Source organism: Vibrio cionasavignyae (genome assembly GCF_050337155.1).
Taxonomy (GTDB): Bacteria; Pseudomonadota; Gammaproteobacteria; order Enterobacterales; family Vibrionaceae; genus Vibrio; species Vibrio nomapromontoriensis.
The window spans coordinates 132,859-147,162 of sequence record NZ_JAKJSR010000010.1 but is presented as its reverse complement, the minus strand read 5'-3'; the positions used below and the strand labels follow the sequence as shown (position 1 = coordinate 147,162).

The 14,304-nt window shown below is 44.2% G+C and carries 13 protein-coding genes; 10 read left to right on the top strand and 3 right to left on the bottom strand.

Translation table 11 applies throughout. The annotated features are described in order from the left end of the window. Positions 1–9 precede the first annotated feature (9 nt). From L4D74_RS03890 to L4D74_RS03870, 5 genes are all read left to right on the top strand, one after another. Complete coding sequence (locus L4D74_RS03890; RefSeq protein WP_428750808.1) at positions 10–1,248, top strand: cytochrome-c peroxidase; 1,239 nt, start codon at positions 10–12, stop codon at positions 1,246–1,248. Continuing rightward, positions 1,245–1,844: an arsenate reductase (azurin) small subunit gene (locus L4D74_RS03885; protein ID WP_428750807.1), complete on the top strand. Its 600-nt coding sequence runs from the start codon at positions 1,245–1,247 to the stop codon at positions 1,842–1,844. Before L4D74_RS03890 ends, L4D74_RS03885 begins: the two co-directional genes overlap by 4 nt. Before the next feature lie 2 nt (positions 1,845–1,846). Further along, complete coding sequence (locus L4D74_RS03880) at positions 1,847–4,543, top strand: arsenate reductase (azurin) large subunit (protein ID WP_428750806.1); 2,697 nt, start codon at positions 1,847–1,849, stop codon at positions 4,541–4,543. 82 nt (positions 4,544–4,625) lie between these two features. Next, positions 4,626–4,937, top strand: coding sequence for a c-type cytochrome (locus tag L4D74_RS03875; RefSeq protein WP_428750805.1), 312 nt, complete (start codon positions 4,626–4,628; stop codon positions 4,935–4,937). Positions 4,938–5,120: 183 nt separating this feature from the next. Continuing rightward, positions 5,121–5,678, top strand: coding sequence for a YceB family lipoprotein (locus tag L4D74_RS03870; protein ID WP_428750804.1), 558 nt, complete (start codon positions 5,121–5,123; stop codon positions 5,676–5,678). A 115-nt stretch (positions 5,679–5,793) separates the two neighbouring features. Here the strand turns inward: L4D74_RS03870 and L4D74_RS03865 are convergent, their stop codons facing one another. Next, positions 5,794–6,345, bottom strand: a complete 552-nt coding sequence (locus L4D74_RS03865; RefSeq protein WP_428750803.1) for a porin family protein — start codon at positions 6,343–6,345, stop codon at positions 5,794–5,796. A 307-nt stretch (positions 6,346–6,652) separates the two neighbouring features. On the opposite strand from L4D74_RS03865, the gene L4D74_RS03860 reads away from it, so the two are divergent. After that, positions 6,653–6,997 (top strand): DUF3802 family protein, encoded by a 345-nt coding sequence (locus tag L4D74_RS03860; protein WP_428750802.1) that lies wholly within the window; start codon positions 6,653–6,655, stop codon positions 6,995–6,997. A 106-nt stretch (positions 6,998–7,103) separates the two neighbouring features. Here the strand turns inward: L4D74_RS03860 and L4D74_RS03855 are convergent, their stop codons facing one another. Continuing rightward, a complete protein-coding gene (locus L4D74_RS03855; protein WP_428750801.1) occupies positions 7,104–7,574 on the bottom strand; it encodes an NlpC/P60 family protein in 471 nt (156 codons plus the stop codon). Positions 7,575–7,722: 148 nt separating this feature from the next. On the opposite strand from L4D74_RS03855, the gene L4D74_RS03850 reads away from it, so the two are divergent. Beyond that, on the top strand, positions 7,723–9,768 hold the full coding sequence (locus L4D74_RS03850; RefSeq protein ID WP_428750800.1) for a methyl-accepting chemotaxis protein: 2,046 nt from the start codon (positions 7,723–7,725) through the stop codon (positions 9,766–9,768). 34 nt (positions 9,769–9,802) lie between these two features. Here the strand turns inward: L4D74_RS03850 and L4D74_RS03845 are convergent, their stop codons facing one another. Continuing rightward, positions 9,803–10,615 carry a sterol desaturase family protein gene (locus tag L4D74_RS03845; protein ID WP_428750799.1) on the bottom strand — a complete coding sequence of 271 codons (813 nt, stop codon included), beginning with the start codon at positions 10,613–10,615 and terminating at the stop codon, positions 9,803–9,805. A gap of 70 nt (positions 10,616–10,685) precedes the next feature. Here L4D74_RS03845 and L4D74_RS03840 point away from each other — a divergent pair, with 70 nt between their 5' ends. The 3 genes from L4D74_RS03840 to L4D74_RS03830 all read left to right on the top strand — a co-directional run bounded on the left by L4D74_RS03840 (position 10,686) and on the right by L4D74_RS03830 (position 14,275). Beyond that, positions 10,686–11,438 carry a tRNA-uridine aminocarboxypropyltransferase gene (locus tag L4D74_RS03840; protein WP_428750798.1) on the top strand — a complete coding sequence of 251 codons (753 nt, stop codon included), beginning with the start codon at positions 10,686–10,688 and terminating at the stop codon, positions 11,436–11,438. A gap of 151 nt (positions 11,439–11,589) precedes the next feature. Continuing rightward, positions 11,590–12,498 carry an N-acetylglucosamine kinase gene (gene nagK / locus L4D74_RS03835; RefSeq protein ID WP_428750797.1) on the top strand — a complete coding sequence of 303 codons (909 nt, stop codon included), beginning with the start codon at positions 11,590–11,592 and terminating at the stop codon, positions 12,496–12,498. Positions 12,499–12,727: 229 nt separating this feature from the next. Next, a complete protein-coding gene (locus L4D74_RS03830) occupies positions 12,728–14,275 on the top strand; it encodes a hypothetical protein (RefSeq protein ID WP_428750796.1) in 1,548 nt (515 codons plus the stop codon). Positions 14,276–14,304: the final 29 nt, after the last annotated feature.

The following is a 14,304-nucleotide window of genomic DNA, read 5'->3' as shown; positions in this document are numbered from 1 at the left end:
GAGGACGAGATGAAAATGAATCCTATCAGCTTGTCTGCAATGACAGCAATGCTAATGGCGCTCACGGCACTGCCTGCATGTGCAAAACAGGAAGAAAAAAGCACGAAATTAAATGCTGACGAAATCGCGGCCGTGCTACCTGCAGTAGAGCTTGACGGTAAATCGTACCGATCATTAGCGCCACTAGGAGAAGTGCCGACCCCCGCAGATAACCCAACAACAGCAGAAAAAGTCGCACTGGGTAAACAACTATTTTTTGATGGGCGGCTTGGAGGGGATACCTCGACACCTTGCTCAGCTTGTCACAATCCTGCTCTGGGTTGGGACTTCCCTGCGGATCTGTCTCTAGGCTATCCCGGCACCGTTCACTGGCGTAATAGTCAAACCATCATTAACTCAGCGTATTACCAAAAACTGTTTTGGGCGGGATCATCTAAATCATTAGAAGGCCAAGCTAAAAGCGCTGCGAAAGGAGGGGTAGCCGGTAATGGTGAAGACGACATTATGGAAGCGCGGTTAGCTCTGGTTCCAGAATACGTTGAACAATTCAATGCCATTTTTGGCGATAACTATCCAAAAGTTAGCAATGCATGGAAAGCGATTGCCGCATTTGAACGCACTTTAGTACAAAAAGATACGCCACTTGATCAGTATTTATTAGGTGATCAATCGGCACTTTCTAAGCAACAACTGTCAGGTAAGTCTTTGTTTGAAGGCAAAGCGAAATGCATCGCCTGTCACAATAGTGCATTGGCATCGGATCAGAAATATTACAACGTTGGGGTACCGACAAATCTGCGTTGGGAAAATGACCCAATGGCGCAGATCACCTTCCGCTATGAACTGTACGCTAAGGGCTCGAACGAGAAAATGTATCGTTCAACCAAGGCCGATCCCGGCGTTTATTTCCGTGGCAAGCGTAAGGAGATGAAAGGAAAATTCCGAACACCAAGCCTTCGCTATACGTTATATACCGCGCCATATATGCATAACGGAACAATCGCAACGTTAGCCGATGTGATTGATTTTTATGACCGCGGTGGCATAGCAAACGATGGTAGAACAACGGATTTCCCAGAGACAAAGAGTTCCCTTATTCAACCTTTAGGACTATCGACTCAAGAAAAACAAGATTTGCTGGCGTTTTTACAGGCCTTCTCGGGAGAGAAAATTACCATGGATTACCCAACGTTGCCTGAATACCAACGTCTATTCAGCGAAGAAGAGCTGGCGGAGGTGAAAAAATGAGTGTTAATGCAGACAAATTGAGCAAAAAAGAGAGCGCAGAGGCACACGGTAAATGCATGATGTCACGCCGTAACTTTTTGATGTACAGCGGTGCGACAGCAGGTACCGCAGCAGTCATGCCGTTGACATTGTTTCCAGGTACCGCACAAGCGCAAAGTACTCAAGCTCGCGTCGTAGGTTATCCAAGAAAGTTGCTTGGTAAGCTTAGCGAACTTAAGACCAATGAACCGTTGTACTTTAACTACCCAGATGACGGGCCAAACTCACAAGGGTTGTTGGTGAAAATGGGTGTGCCAGCGGGTGGCGGATTAGGACCTAAACAAGATGTCGTCGGTTTTTCACTTATGTGTACCCACCAAGGAGGCCCGCTGAACGGACAATATAAGGTTGTGGGTGAGCACCGTGTGTTGGGGCAATGCCCGTTCCATTTATCGACTTTTGATATGCGCCGTCACGGTATTATCGTTTCGGGTCAGGCGTATGAAAGCTTACCTCAGGTACTACTAGAGCTGGAAGGTGATGAGATATTTGCCGTAGGTATTATGGGGCTACTATTTGGTCGAACTGACAACATTATTGCGATGCAGGAGGCCTAGCAATGACCACTAACTTTTATATTCCTGAGGATCACGCGCCGCTTCCACCAACGAATGCAGAGGTGATCACAACAGCGTGCGACTATTGCATTGTGGCTTGCGGCTATAAGGTATATCGCTGGCCACTCGAACAGCAAAATGGTGGATTGAAAGCCGATGAAAATGCGTTCGGAGTTAACTTTCCAAGTGCACCCTTACAGGCGTGGGTTGCACCAGCTCAACATAATGTTGTCATGCATAATGGTAAACCACACAATATTGTGATTGTTCCAGACAAAGACACCAAAGCGGTTAACAAAACGGGTGACTCGTCAATGCGTGGCGGTTTGTTGGCGCAAAAGCTGTATAACCCTGCGACAGGTACACGCGACCGCTTAACGCAGCCTTTAGTGCGAATTGGTGGGAGTTTGCAGCCAGTGCCGTGGGAGTTTGCGCTTGATATTGCCGCCGAAGTTGGGCGTCATGTCATTGATACCCATGGTACTAATGCGTATGGGGTAAAAACGTATTCTTATCAATATATAGAAAATACCTACGCTATTACTAAATACGCGCTTCGTCATGTCAATACCGCTAACTTCTCATTCCATGATACCCCATCAGATGTCACCTCCACGCCGGGCTTTCGTGATGCCGGCTTTGATAATTTTGGGCCGAGCTATGATGATTGGGGAGCCGCTGACACGTTAATGATTTGCGGCACAGATCCCTACGAAACGAAAACGATCATCTTCACGCAATTTATCATGCCTGCAGTACAACGTGGCATGAAAACGGTCATGCTAAACCCCCGTGAAACCGCGGGCATTGCTTGGCTTAAGAAGCAAGGGGGGCTGCACATTGATTTGAACCCTGGCTCCGACAACCTTGTTATTGGCGCGATTCTTCGTGTGATCCTTGAAAATGGTTGGGAGGACAGCGAGTGGATTCAAAACTGGGTGAACAATAAATGGGAAAGTAGCTCAGGTTTTGGGCAGGGGACACGTAACACGCCTTGGCAGTGGCGAACCACTTGGGGCAAATTTCAAACGGATGGATTTGAAGGCTATAAGAAATGGAACCTAGAGCAGAAAGAGTTTGATCCTGAATATGCGGCTGGGATGGCAGGTGTTGATGTTAAGAAGATTTATCAAGCGGCTGAAATGTTGGCCAAACCGATTGATGGCGTTCGCCCTAAAACCTCTATAGGTATTGAGAAAGGATTTTATTGGTCAAACAATACCGGTAATACCAATGCCATTTCAACGCTGGCGACGGTGGTTGGTGCCGGAGGTCGTGAAGGGCGAGTAGTGGGTCGCTTCGGAGGGCATCAGCGCGGTGGACAATCAGGAGGTAAGTTACCTCGTAACAAATCACCAGAGAAGGTGCCTGGACGTCGTCGCCGCTCGATTGATACCGACCGTTATTTGTATTCTGGACATACTCGATTTGCCCATGTGATAGGCACAACTTGGATCCAAGCTATGTGTGGTAGCCAAGGGCTTCAAAAGAAATTTTGGGAACTGGTGACTGCCAATCCGCATCAAGTGTATAGCTATGATAAGCAAGAGATTATCGACACATTGAAAAAACGAGCGGACTCTGGCGGCATGGTAGTGATAAACCAAGACATCTACCTTCGAGACCCGATTGGCGCCAAATTTGCCGATATTGTTTTCCCTGCCGCGACATGGGGCGAGGTAGACTTTATGCGCGCCAATGGAGAGCGCCGGTTACGTTTGTACCAAAAATTTGCCGATGCACCGGGACAAGCACAACCTGATTGGTGGATTGTTTCGCAACTGGCAACTCGTATGGGGTACGACGGCTTTGATTGGAATGAGTCAAATGATGTTGCAGAGGAAGCATCACGCTTTAGCCGAGGAAGTCGCAAAGATTTTCATATGATCAAAGTAGCCGCGCATGAGGAAGGTAAAACACTGCATGAAAAACTGCGGGAGTATGGAACAGAAGGGATTCAAGGCCCCGTGTTCTATAACTATGACACCAAGCAACTGGTGGGGACGAAACGTCTGCATGACACCGAAATGTCGATGGAAGAATTGGCAGAAAAAGGACTAACAGATGGCCCTCAAGGGGCAAACGTACTCAAGAAGCAACTCACGGCATTTAATAGCCAAACTGGTAAGGTCAATATACAAAAACACCCTTGGGGTCTATTTAGTGACTTCTATGAGTGGTTACAGCCGAAAGATGACGAACTTTGGTTCTCGAATGGGCGCATCAACGAGATTTGGCAGTCGGGTTTTGATGACGTAGAGCGTAGAGCGTACGTGATTCAACGGTGGCCGGAGAATTGGGTGGAGATCCACCCTGATGATGCGAAAAAACGGGGTATTGAGTCTGGTGACCAAGTGATGATGTATTCCGATCGCGTAGCTAATTTTAAAGACACGATTTTGGGGGTTCATAGTGATGACTTTCAGTTCAGTTCGTTGCTGAAAAATGGTCACATTAAATTAGATAAAGCCGCGGTAACGGCAGTGGCGATAGTGACACCTGCGGTGAAGAAGGGCGCGCTATATGCCAACATGATTGATATGAGGCAGCCATCTAACTCCCTAACAACAAGAGTTGTCGACCAAATTAGTGGTAATTACAACTTTAAAATGGGGGTTGCCAATATTAAAAAATTAGGTGAATCGAAGTATAAAAATGAATTCCGCGCTTTCTCTTTTGCACCAAGGAATATCGTTTAAATGAGGGCGCATCGAGGGTGTAGGGCTCTCGGTGCGTTTTTATTTTTGTGCAACCATCACTATTAACTGTAAGGAGCAAACGATGAGACAAGGTATTACCTTGGTTATCGCGACCACAGTACTAGGGCTCATGGCTTCTAGTTCCGCAATTGCAGCTGATGCATCAGCTGGTAAAGCAAAAGCGTCTACCTGTATCGCTTGTCATGGTGTAAACGGTATTTCCCCAACGGATTTATACCCAAATCTCGCAGGGCAGAAACAGGCGTATTTAGTGAAACAAATGAAAGCGTTTAAAGACGGAAGCCGCAAAGATCCTACGATGAACGCCATGGTGGCCGCATTAAATGATGTCGACATGGAAAACATATCGGCTTTTTATTCAACAATGAAGTAGTGGGCCTCTCCTGTTGAGAACACAGGTAAAACGGTGATAAAAAACAGCGGACAATATCCGCTGTTTTTTTATGTAAGTTCTGGAACGCTAACACAATCATTGCAAGCGTATTACTTTAAAAGAAGCGGCTGGGCATAGGATAGAGTACAGTAATACAGGAGAACAGTAGTAAAGGTAATAGACATGGTTAAATATACAGCGGCAAGGCGAATGCTGATGTGTGCAGCATTAATACTTTCAGGTTGTACAAGTTACAGTATTACAGAGCAAGACATGACGGACTATTTGCACGACAACGTCAATTTCAATCAGTCGATAGGAATAGAGAACGTCATGTATGCTCAGGTTTCCGTTGACGATTTAGAGGTTAAGATTGGTCGAACTGATGCTGAACGAGTCTCTGTGTTTGCTAATACCACTGCTGAAGTTCAAATGCTCAATGCAGAAAAGATAGGGTTAGATCTAGCCCTTGAATTCAGTGCGATTCCTGATTATCAAGCGGAGAGTGGTGAAATTTTCTTAAAATCACTGCGCTTGGAACAGTTTGAGGAGGGTAAGCAAAGACTGACGCCTGAAATCAAAGCGTTGATTAAACCTGCCGTGTCTATGATTGGCTACGCGTTATCGGAGTATCCTGTCTATAAACTGGATAATTCAAAAGTCCAAGAGGCATTACTCAAATCCGCCGAACCAAATTTAGTGGTTAAAGATAATAAATTGGTGATTGAGTTGTTTAATTAGAAGGGCGATTTGTATCGTTTAGGCGAAGGGATTTGTTAGATGGTAGCAGATAGGTAGTAGGACGAAGTAGACTTCAATCGCCAGCGAGAACGTTAGCGATTGAAGAAGCACAGGATTAAAATCGATAGCCTAGAGAAAGCAGAACTTGATTATTGTCTTGTGTGAGACCCAAGCTATCTGTTTTGAAGTGGGTGTATTCAATACTTGAATAGGCGCCAGTCTTTAACGCATATCTCAGGCCTATGCCGTAGATAAAATCATTGCCGCTGTCTGTATCAGATAGCCCATCTACTTTGTATTTTGTGTTCCAAAAACCTAGCCCCGCTTTGGCATAAGCATCAAAATTGTTCATGAGGTTTAGTGCCACCTCGGGAGCAATGGTAAAGATTCGGTTGTCAGCGGTTCCCCCGGCGTGAGAGACGCTAGAAATATCTGCGGTAGTGTGGAGACCAAGTTTGACACTTCCAGAATCGTTAATCGTTTTTAATGCAACGTATTCAAAGCCCCACGCAACATCTTGCCCATCTGATTTATTTCCTAGCGCAGAAAGCTCTTGATTCCAGAGTCCAGCACGAACACCTACGTGGTGAGAAAAGTCTTCTGCTCCACATGTTGCCGATAACCCAATCATAGAGAGAATCGAAGCGAGTTGTAACGATGTTTTCATAGTGATACCTATTTATAAACTGGCGGTTTTTTATTCATTTAAATGCGTATTATGCATAGCTGGGCGTATACTATGATTTTATGTGAGGTTTTTCTTTAACTTTATGATTTTAATGATAAAAGTGTCTACTGGTTAATAAAAAACACCGTTTGCTATTGATTAAGGCGATACAACGTATAGAAATGATAGATGTGAAGTGAAGCATACCTCGGAAATATAGCGTAGGTTTTCTAAATCAAAAGCTTACATACGTTAATTATCTTTGGTATGTTTACCTTATATTTTTACCGTTGCTAGGAGAGCAGTCGTGGTGGTAAATACTGACGGCTATCAAGCATTGATAGAACATTTAGCCATGAATTTGGATGTGTTTACCTCGAAGATGGGGGACACAGGAGCAGAAACCATTGAAGATGTCGCGACTGACATGGTGGCGTCGAATATCATGGTTTTGTTTGAACAAAATCCAGAACTTCACTCAAGTGTGCGCTTTAAGTTACTGAAAGAAGTTGATTTGGTGATTCAAGATCTTGAAGAGGTGTTGGCTGGTGTTTGGAATAGAAACGCGACCAATGAGCAAGTCTCATTTCTTGAAGAGTATATCGCATTAGTTAAAAACCTATTTGATACCGCAGTCGCAAAATACGATTAGCGATAAACGTAGGTTTATCCCGATTTAAGAATATAAAAAAGAGGCGCTTAGCCTCTTTTTTTTGTACCAAGACACTGATTTTGCACCAAGACACTGAGCTGAATCGTTAATTGACGGAACGGAAATGCCAGAATTTAGCCGCCCAGTAGGGGTTGTCTAAACGAGATAAAATCACCCCTTTAGACGTGGATGCGTGCATGAATGTATTCCCACCTAAATAAATGCCTACATGCCTTGTTTTATAACCCGTCTTGAAGAAAACCAAATCGCCGCTTTGTGCATTGTTATAATTCACTTTATTGCCGATGTTAACTTGTTGAGCGGTGGTTCTTGGTAGTTTTACTGAATAGGCGTCGTTATAAACCGCTTGCACAAAAGCAGAGCAGTCCACACCGCTGAAATTCGTGCCGCCAAGTCGATAAGGGACACCCTGCCATTTTTTATATTCGTTTAAAAATGGGGCGTTTTCCGCTGTGTTGTAGGGTTGCTGAGTATGAGCGGCACGGTCAGGTGAAGACGAACACGCTGACAAAGCGGCCACCATACTGAAAACTATCAATAACTTATGAATCTTCATGTGTCATCTTCATTCAATAAAAGTGTAATAAATCTGTCATTGAGAATAACTACTATTCCTAGTAATTCTATACTAATTCAACTAGTTGTCTAATGTTCATCCAAGATGAAAAGACACTCGTTGTGTGACCTAATGTAACGGACTTAGCATGACATCCTCGACAGCAAGGAAAGGTTCTACCTCACTGATTCGCTCACTCAGCATTATATTCTTTCTTATAGTAATGCTCTTTGTCGGACTAAGTTGGTTGAGTGCGAATGGCCTTACCCAGGTTAACCGCCAATTTGACTCACTTTCCAACCGCGCGTTACCGTTAGCAATGAACAACGCAGGCTTAACACAAGATGTGTTGGAGCAAGTTAAGTTACTCAGTTACGGGACACAAACTAGTTCGGGTGAGGAGCTGGCTGCAATACAAGATCGTATTACGGAACTTGTTGATGCGAGCACAATCAAGTCTGAACAGCTGTTTGAAATCGCCGACCTATACAACCAAGCGGTGACAATTGAGCAACAGGAATTACTGAGTAGCAAGATTGTTGAGCTTCAGTCACTGACGCAGTCAATACTTGAATTGCAGGCTCGTATCGTCGCAATGAAAGCGCAGATCGACCAAGAGGTAGGAGGTTTTCGCTATGGTCTGAGTTCCATCGGACCTGAAATGAACCGTATTAGTCTCATTTTATCTGACGATAATCCAGCCGCTGCAGATGCCGCGAGTCGTTTTATTGCCAGTGCAAGTTCGATGGAAAGTACGTTCTTAGTCCTTATGATGCAAGACAGGCTCTCCGAAGCAAAGAAGCAATACCGTGAAATGCGAAACCGTATTGCAGGTATTGATTTAGCCTTTGACGATTTTGCCCAGTGGCACCCAGAAGTAAATGAATTTGCCAGTTTGACTGCGCCGTTTGGCATGGTTCAAGAGGGGTTTCAGTCCGATGGTGTCTTACGCCAGATTTTAGCCCGACTCGAGCTGGTGGAGCAGCAGCAAACACAGCTATCACGAGCGACCGTCCTGGCAAATGAAACCACTCAACTGTTGTCGGAAGTATCCAATACCGCATCATCACTGATTGATGCCAGTAAAGCGGTGGTGAGCAGTACGATCCTATTTAACATCTATAGCCTTTTTGTCGCCACCGCTATTTTGATTGTTGTCATTGTTTTGATCTTTTTCATGCTGCGTCGTTGGGTTAACCGTTCTCTTAAAAACATTGCCAATCAGCTGAAGTTATTGACTGAGCATGATCTTACCAACACGGTATCACTGACGGGGCCGAGCGAGATTCAAAATATTGCGCTCAAACTCAATAACGTCACAGGGTCAACTCACGATTCGATTGAAATGGTGACAAGAAATTGTGAAACCTTGTATCAAACTGCAGAAATTAGTCATGGTGCGGCAGAAGAAACGCGCAATAGTATGCGTGAGCAAAACACATCGTTAGATGGCATGGTGACAACCGTGACGCAACTAGAAGCGTCAATCAATGAAATTTCTTCTGTTACCAATGCTTCGTTAAGCGACTCGCAGCAGGCCGAGAGCTTTGCAACGTTGGGGCTGGAGGCCGTGGAATCAAATCGAGAGCGTTTACACTCATTGGAAACCACGTTAACCAGTAATGCAGAGTCAATGGATGAGCTCGATACAAAAGTGAAGCAAATTCAAGAAATGGTTGATCTTATTAGTGGCATTGCAGATAACACGAATTTATTGGCGTTAAACGCGGCGATTGAAGCGGCGCGCGCTGGGGATATGGGGCGTGGATTTGCGGTTGTGGCGGATGAAGTGAGAAAGCTAGCCAGTGATACATCCAGCCAAACGACAAACATCCGGAAAATGATGACAGAGCTGAAAGAAGCCGCCCAAGAATCGCGCCAGTCGGTCATTGAGTCGCGTGATGAAATGAATCAGGCGCTGGTATCAAGTGAGCGTGTTAAAACCTCGTTTGAGGACATTGAAAATGCCATTGCTCAGATCCGCCAACGTGTTGAACAAGTCTCTGTTGCCACAGAAGAGCAAGAGCGGGCCACGGCGGAAGTAGGGCGCTCTATTACTCACGTGAGTGCGCAAGCTGAAAACGCTAACTTGCAGTTAGAGTCGATGGTTGAGAGTGCAGAGCAAGTCGCCGATATTGCTGGGCATCAGCAGGCGATGCTACATAAATACCAACTGGCTCAGAATACGCATTAAGTGATAAAGACAGAGTATTTATCAGCCAAGGTTTCTACGAGTCGGACTCTCTAAAAGGCTGGGTGAGCATCTTGTCTAGCCTTTGTTCCTTTGGGTCGGAAAATTGCGGAATCCCGATGATGATATCTTGATGGCCTTTTTCGGGCTGCGCTCGATAGGTACCAAAAAGCTGATCCCAAATAGACAGGAAGAAACCAAAGTTGGAATGCGTTTCCTTGGCGATAACCGAGTGGTGTACACGGTGAAAATCGGGCGTCACTATCCACTTACGAAGGGTTCGGTCAACGGATAACGGCAGAAAGCCATTACTGTGATTAAACATTGCGCTGGCATTGAGAATGATTTCAAACAGCAACACGGCGAGTGGAGGGACACCCAGTAACAGGATCAGTGCGATTTTGATGATCATCGACAATATAATTTCGATGGGATGAAATCGAGCGCCAGTCGTGACGTCAATATCACGATCCGAGTGATGCATACGATGTAAGCGCCATAAAATAGGCACACGGTGAAAAATGAGATGCTGGAAATAGATTGCACCATCGAGCAGCACGACACAGAGTGGGATAAGCACCCACTGGGCAAGTTCAGAATGGCTGATGGCGTCAAATTGGTTGAATAAACCGATGTTGTTTTGCTGAGCCAGATAAGCCGCGTCGATGGCTAGTAAGGGCATGATCGCCGCTAACAGAATAGAATTGAACCCAACCAAGCCAAGGTTATTGGTCCAACGAAGTTGACGGGTTCGAGTCCGGTCTTTTCTTGGTGATTGGTATTCCCAAACCGCACAAGCAACAAGCACTGTGATAAAAATGAGTAGACGGATCGCGTCGCTATTTTCCATCAATTTACGGTTTCCTTTGTCTAAATGGGATAAGCAGGGTTAGAATTCCGGCATCTGCCCTAAGATTACCATGAAAATGAGATTTCACGCTTTCCACCGTCTTTATAATGATCGATTGGCTATTGCCACCAAACCGTTTAATGCGCGCGGCGCGAAGGTTAAACGTTGTCCTCAGTGTCAAATTGCGCAGCAGTATTGTATTTGCCAATACCAACCAGATGTTGAGTCCAACATTGCAGTGTTACTGCTAGTCTCTGACGCGGAGATATTAAAACCCAGTAATACCGGGCGTCTAATTCTAGATACAGTAAAAGAAGGGTATGCCTATGCTTGGAGTCGTACAGAACCCGACTCCCGCTTACTTGCATTGCTTAGCGATGAAAGATATCAACCAATTGTCGTGTTTCCCGAAGATTACGTTGATGACAAGTCGCGCTTGCTGACGCTTGAGAAAAAGCATGGAGCAATCGATACAGCTAAAAAACCATTGTTTATCTTCTTAGATGGCAGCTGGCGCGAAGCCCGCCGTATTTTTCGAAAATCGCCTTATCTAGATGAGTTTCCAGTGTGCTCAATTAAGCCTGAAGCAATATCGAACTACGTAATGAGAAAATCAAGTATTGAGGAGCACTTAGCAACGGCAGAAGTGGCGAGTTTGGTCTTTGAACAGTTTGGTGAAGCAAAGGCATCTCAGGTCCTTGACCATTGGTTTGCGGCGTTTAGAGAAAGCTACATGATGAGCAAGACCCGTTATTCAATCGATCACACCAGACCAGATCTGCATAAGTATATTGCCATGATCGGAAACGAGACATCCCTCTAAAGTCCTGGAGATTGTGCTGACTTGTTGAGCAACTAGGTTAGACAAGAAGATAACTTAGCGCTGAGTCACGGTTTGAGGGGGTAGGGATATGGATAATGCCCGAAGATATTTATTTTTCACCCGAATTTTGGGTTAGCAAGGAGAGTTTTGTATGTATTACGGCTTTGATGTCGGTGGCACAAAAATTGAGTTTGGTGCATTCAACGAAAACCTAGAACGAGTGGCAACTGAACGTGTCCCAACACCAAGTGACAATTACCAAGTTTTACTTGATACGCTTGCAGGGCTGGTCGCGAAATACGACAGCGAGTTTGGTGTTGAAGGTAAAGTCGGGCTTGGTCTGCCTGGGATGGAAGATGCAGACGACGAAACGGTATTAACGGTGAATATTGCCTGTGCGAAAGGGCAGCCACTTCGACGTGATCTTGAAGCTCTGATCGGAAGAGAAGTGAAGCTTGAAAATGACGCGAACTGCTTTGCATTATCAGAAGCGTGGGATGACGAATTAAAAGATTCACCATCTGTCATGGGACTCATCTTGGGGACGGGTTTCGGCGGCGGACTTATCTACAAAGGTAAAGTGTTTTCTGGCCGTAATAACGTTGCCGGTGAGCTTGGCCACATGCGTCTTCCTATTGATGCGTGGTTCCATCTTGGTGAAAACGCCCCTTTATTGGAATGTGGTTGTGGAAACAAAGGCTGTTTAGATAACTATTTATCTGGTCGTGGTTTTGAGCTTCTATACGCCCATTATTATGGTGAGCAGAAGAAAGCGATTGATATCATTAAAGCACGTGAGGCGGGTGATACCACTGCAACAGAGTTTGTTGACATGTTTATGGAATTACTGGCGATTTGTTTGGCGAATATCTTCACCGGTAACGATCCGCACGTAGTAACGTTGGGTGGTGGATTGTCAAACTACGATCTCATTTACGAAGAGATGCCTAAGCGTATTCCTAAGCATCTGATGTCGGTAGCGAAATGCCCGAAAATTGTCAAAGCGAAACACGGTGATTCTGGTGGTGTTCGTGGCGCAGCGTTCTTGAATATTAAGTAATTAATTTCCAAGAATAAACTCAGATTTTTAGGCCAATGGTTTGTAACCATTGGCTTTTTTTATAGCTGGTTGTTCAGTAGCAAGGTTAATGCGAATAGGGTAGAGAACTATCGGAAATGTAGCGTTTTGAAGACATGGCTTACTGCGTAATTTACTTTCGTTGAATTTTGGGCAGATGCTGCTATTGCTTAATGTAATGAGATAGCCTTGCACAATTGGAGAAGTGCCAATGTCAGAGAAAGTAAAAGGGATGTTACTACTACTCGCCGTCGCCATATTAGCCGTTGACACATTAATGGTGCAAGCACTGATGCCACTCAATGGCGATGTTTCCTTTTTGTTAACAATGGCAAAAAATACTGGGTTGAGCCATTTTTACAATGAGTATTACGAAGTTAACCCACCACTAATTATCTATATTTACAAAGTTTTCCTTGTGCCATTTTATATGGGTATTCTCGGTGATATATCATCACTTAGACTAGGGGTCGTTTTATATTTACTAGGCGCATTATATCTTTCGTGGTTGAATCTATCCTACTTAAACAGAAATAGGAAAGTATTGTTTACTCTGTCACTATCTTTTGGATTGTTTTCAATATTGCAAATAAGTTTTGGTCAACGTGAGCACCTTATTGCCGCAGGGTTGGTTGTTTATTTAACAGAAATTCTTCGTTCTTCCTATACCGGTAAGTATAGAGTGTTAAGTGTGATTTCACTTTTAATGCTTGCAATATCCATATGCCTTAAACCTCAATACTTGCTTGTTTTGATATTGGCTGAGGCTTATATGATGAAGAATCACGCATTATTTTATAGGTGGAGAGAGATAATAACGATAGGCTTCTTCGGTGCTTGCTACTTACTTGCTGTGGTTGTATTTCAGCCAGAATATTTCGACTTTATCGTCCCGCTGGCTAGAACGTATTATGGGGGGTACTTCCCAGATTTTATTGATGTGTTAATGACCGCATCAGTTGTTTTCTTAGTTATGTTGATACCTTACTACCTTTTGAAGAAAAGGCCACGCTATAGCCAGTTGGTATTTGTTGTGTTTCTATTCTTTATAGCATCATTAGGCGCATTTATTATAGGGAGGACAGCATTTGGCTACCATCTAATACCGGCTTTTGTATTTTCATTTACTCTGGCTTATATGGCAGTAATTATCATATTTAAGGATGTTGTCGATGACTTTTCAATTAGGAGTTTGGTGTTATTGCTGCTGTCTTTTTGTCCTATTTTTATATTTAAACATGAGGATATGAAAAGAAGTTATCAAGTGGATTATGCTATTGCTTGGCATCAATTTACAGCTAAAGAGCAAAACTTGTCGGATAAAATGTTTGTGGATCCCGATGTACTGAATTTGTCTAAAAAAGTAGATAAATATACAGAACGAGGAGACAATATAATTTTCCTTGCTTCAACTAATATGCTCCCTCATCACACAATCCCAGTACATTCAGGACTTTCTTGGCTCGCAAGGCAGCCTAATTTTTGGTTGTTGCCTATAGCAATAACGGAGCCACAAAATAGTCAGCATCGCGAAACGATTCGGTTTGTACAACAGACGATTACGGACGACATTAACTTAAATCAGCCTCGTGTTCTAGTCGTACAGCTACGAGAGAAAACGGTGAGGCGCTATGGAGAAACACAGCTACTCAACGTACTCTTAGATTACCCTGAGTTTGTTGACGCTATCAATCAGTATAAGAAAGTTGAAAGTATTGCAGTTGATAAGTCAGTCTACCATCTGTACTTAAAGAAATGAATTTTGTTAGCTAGTTACCTGGCTAAGAG

Excerpts from the sequence above, each read along its gene's own strand:
- L4D74_RS03890 (WP_428750808.1), top strand. The coding sequence starts at position 10 with ATGAAAATGAATCCTATCAGCTTGTCTGCAATGACAGCAATGCTAATG.
- L4D74_RS03885 (WP_428750807.1), top strand. The coding sequence starts at position 1,245 with ATGAGTGTTAATGCAGACAAATTGAGCAAAAAAGAGAGCGCAGAGGCA.
- L4D74_RS03880 (WP_428750806.1), top strand. The coding sequence starts at position 1,847 with ATGACCACTAACTTTTATATTCCTGAGGATCACGCGCCGCTTCCACCA.
- L4D74_RS03875 (WP_428750805.1), top strand. The coding sequence starts at position 4,626 with ATGAGACAAGGTATTACCTTGGTTATCGCGACCACAGTACTAGGGCTC.
- L4D74_RS03870 (WP_428750804.1), top strand. The coding sequence starts at position 5,121 with ATGGTTAAATATACAGCGGCAAGGCGAATGCTGATGTGTGCAGCATTA.
- L4D74_RS03865 (WP_428750803.1), bottom strand. The coding sequence starts at position 6,345 with ATGAAAACATCGTTACAACTCGCTTCGATTCTCTCTATGATTGGGTTA.
- L4D74_RS03855 (WP_428750801.1), bottom strand. The coding sequence starts at position 7,574 with ATGAAGATTCATAAGTTATTGATAGTTTTCAGTATGGTGGCCGCTTTG.
- L4D74_RS03850 (WP_428750800.1), top strand. The coding sequence starts at position 7,723 with ATGACATCCTCGACAGCAAGGAAAGGTTCTACCTCACTGATTCGCTCA.
- L4D74_RS03845 (WP_428750799.1), bottom strand. The coding sequence starts at position 10,615 with ATGGAAAATAGCGACGCGATCCGTCTACTCATTTTTATCACAGTGCTT.
- L4D74_RS03840 (WP_428750798.1), top strand. The coding sequence starts at position 10,686 with ATGAAAATGAGATTTCACGCTTTCCACCGTCTTTATAATGATCGATTG.
- nagK (WP_428750797.1), top strand. The coding sequence starts at position 11,590 with ATGTATTACGGCTTTGATGTCGGTGGCACAAAAATTGAGTTTGGTGCA.
- L4D74_RS03830 (WP_428750796.1), top strand. The coding sequence starts at position 12,728 with ATGTCAGAGAAAGTAAAAGGGATGTTACTACTACTCGCCGTCGCCATA.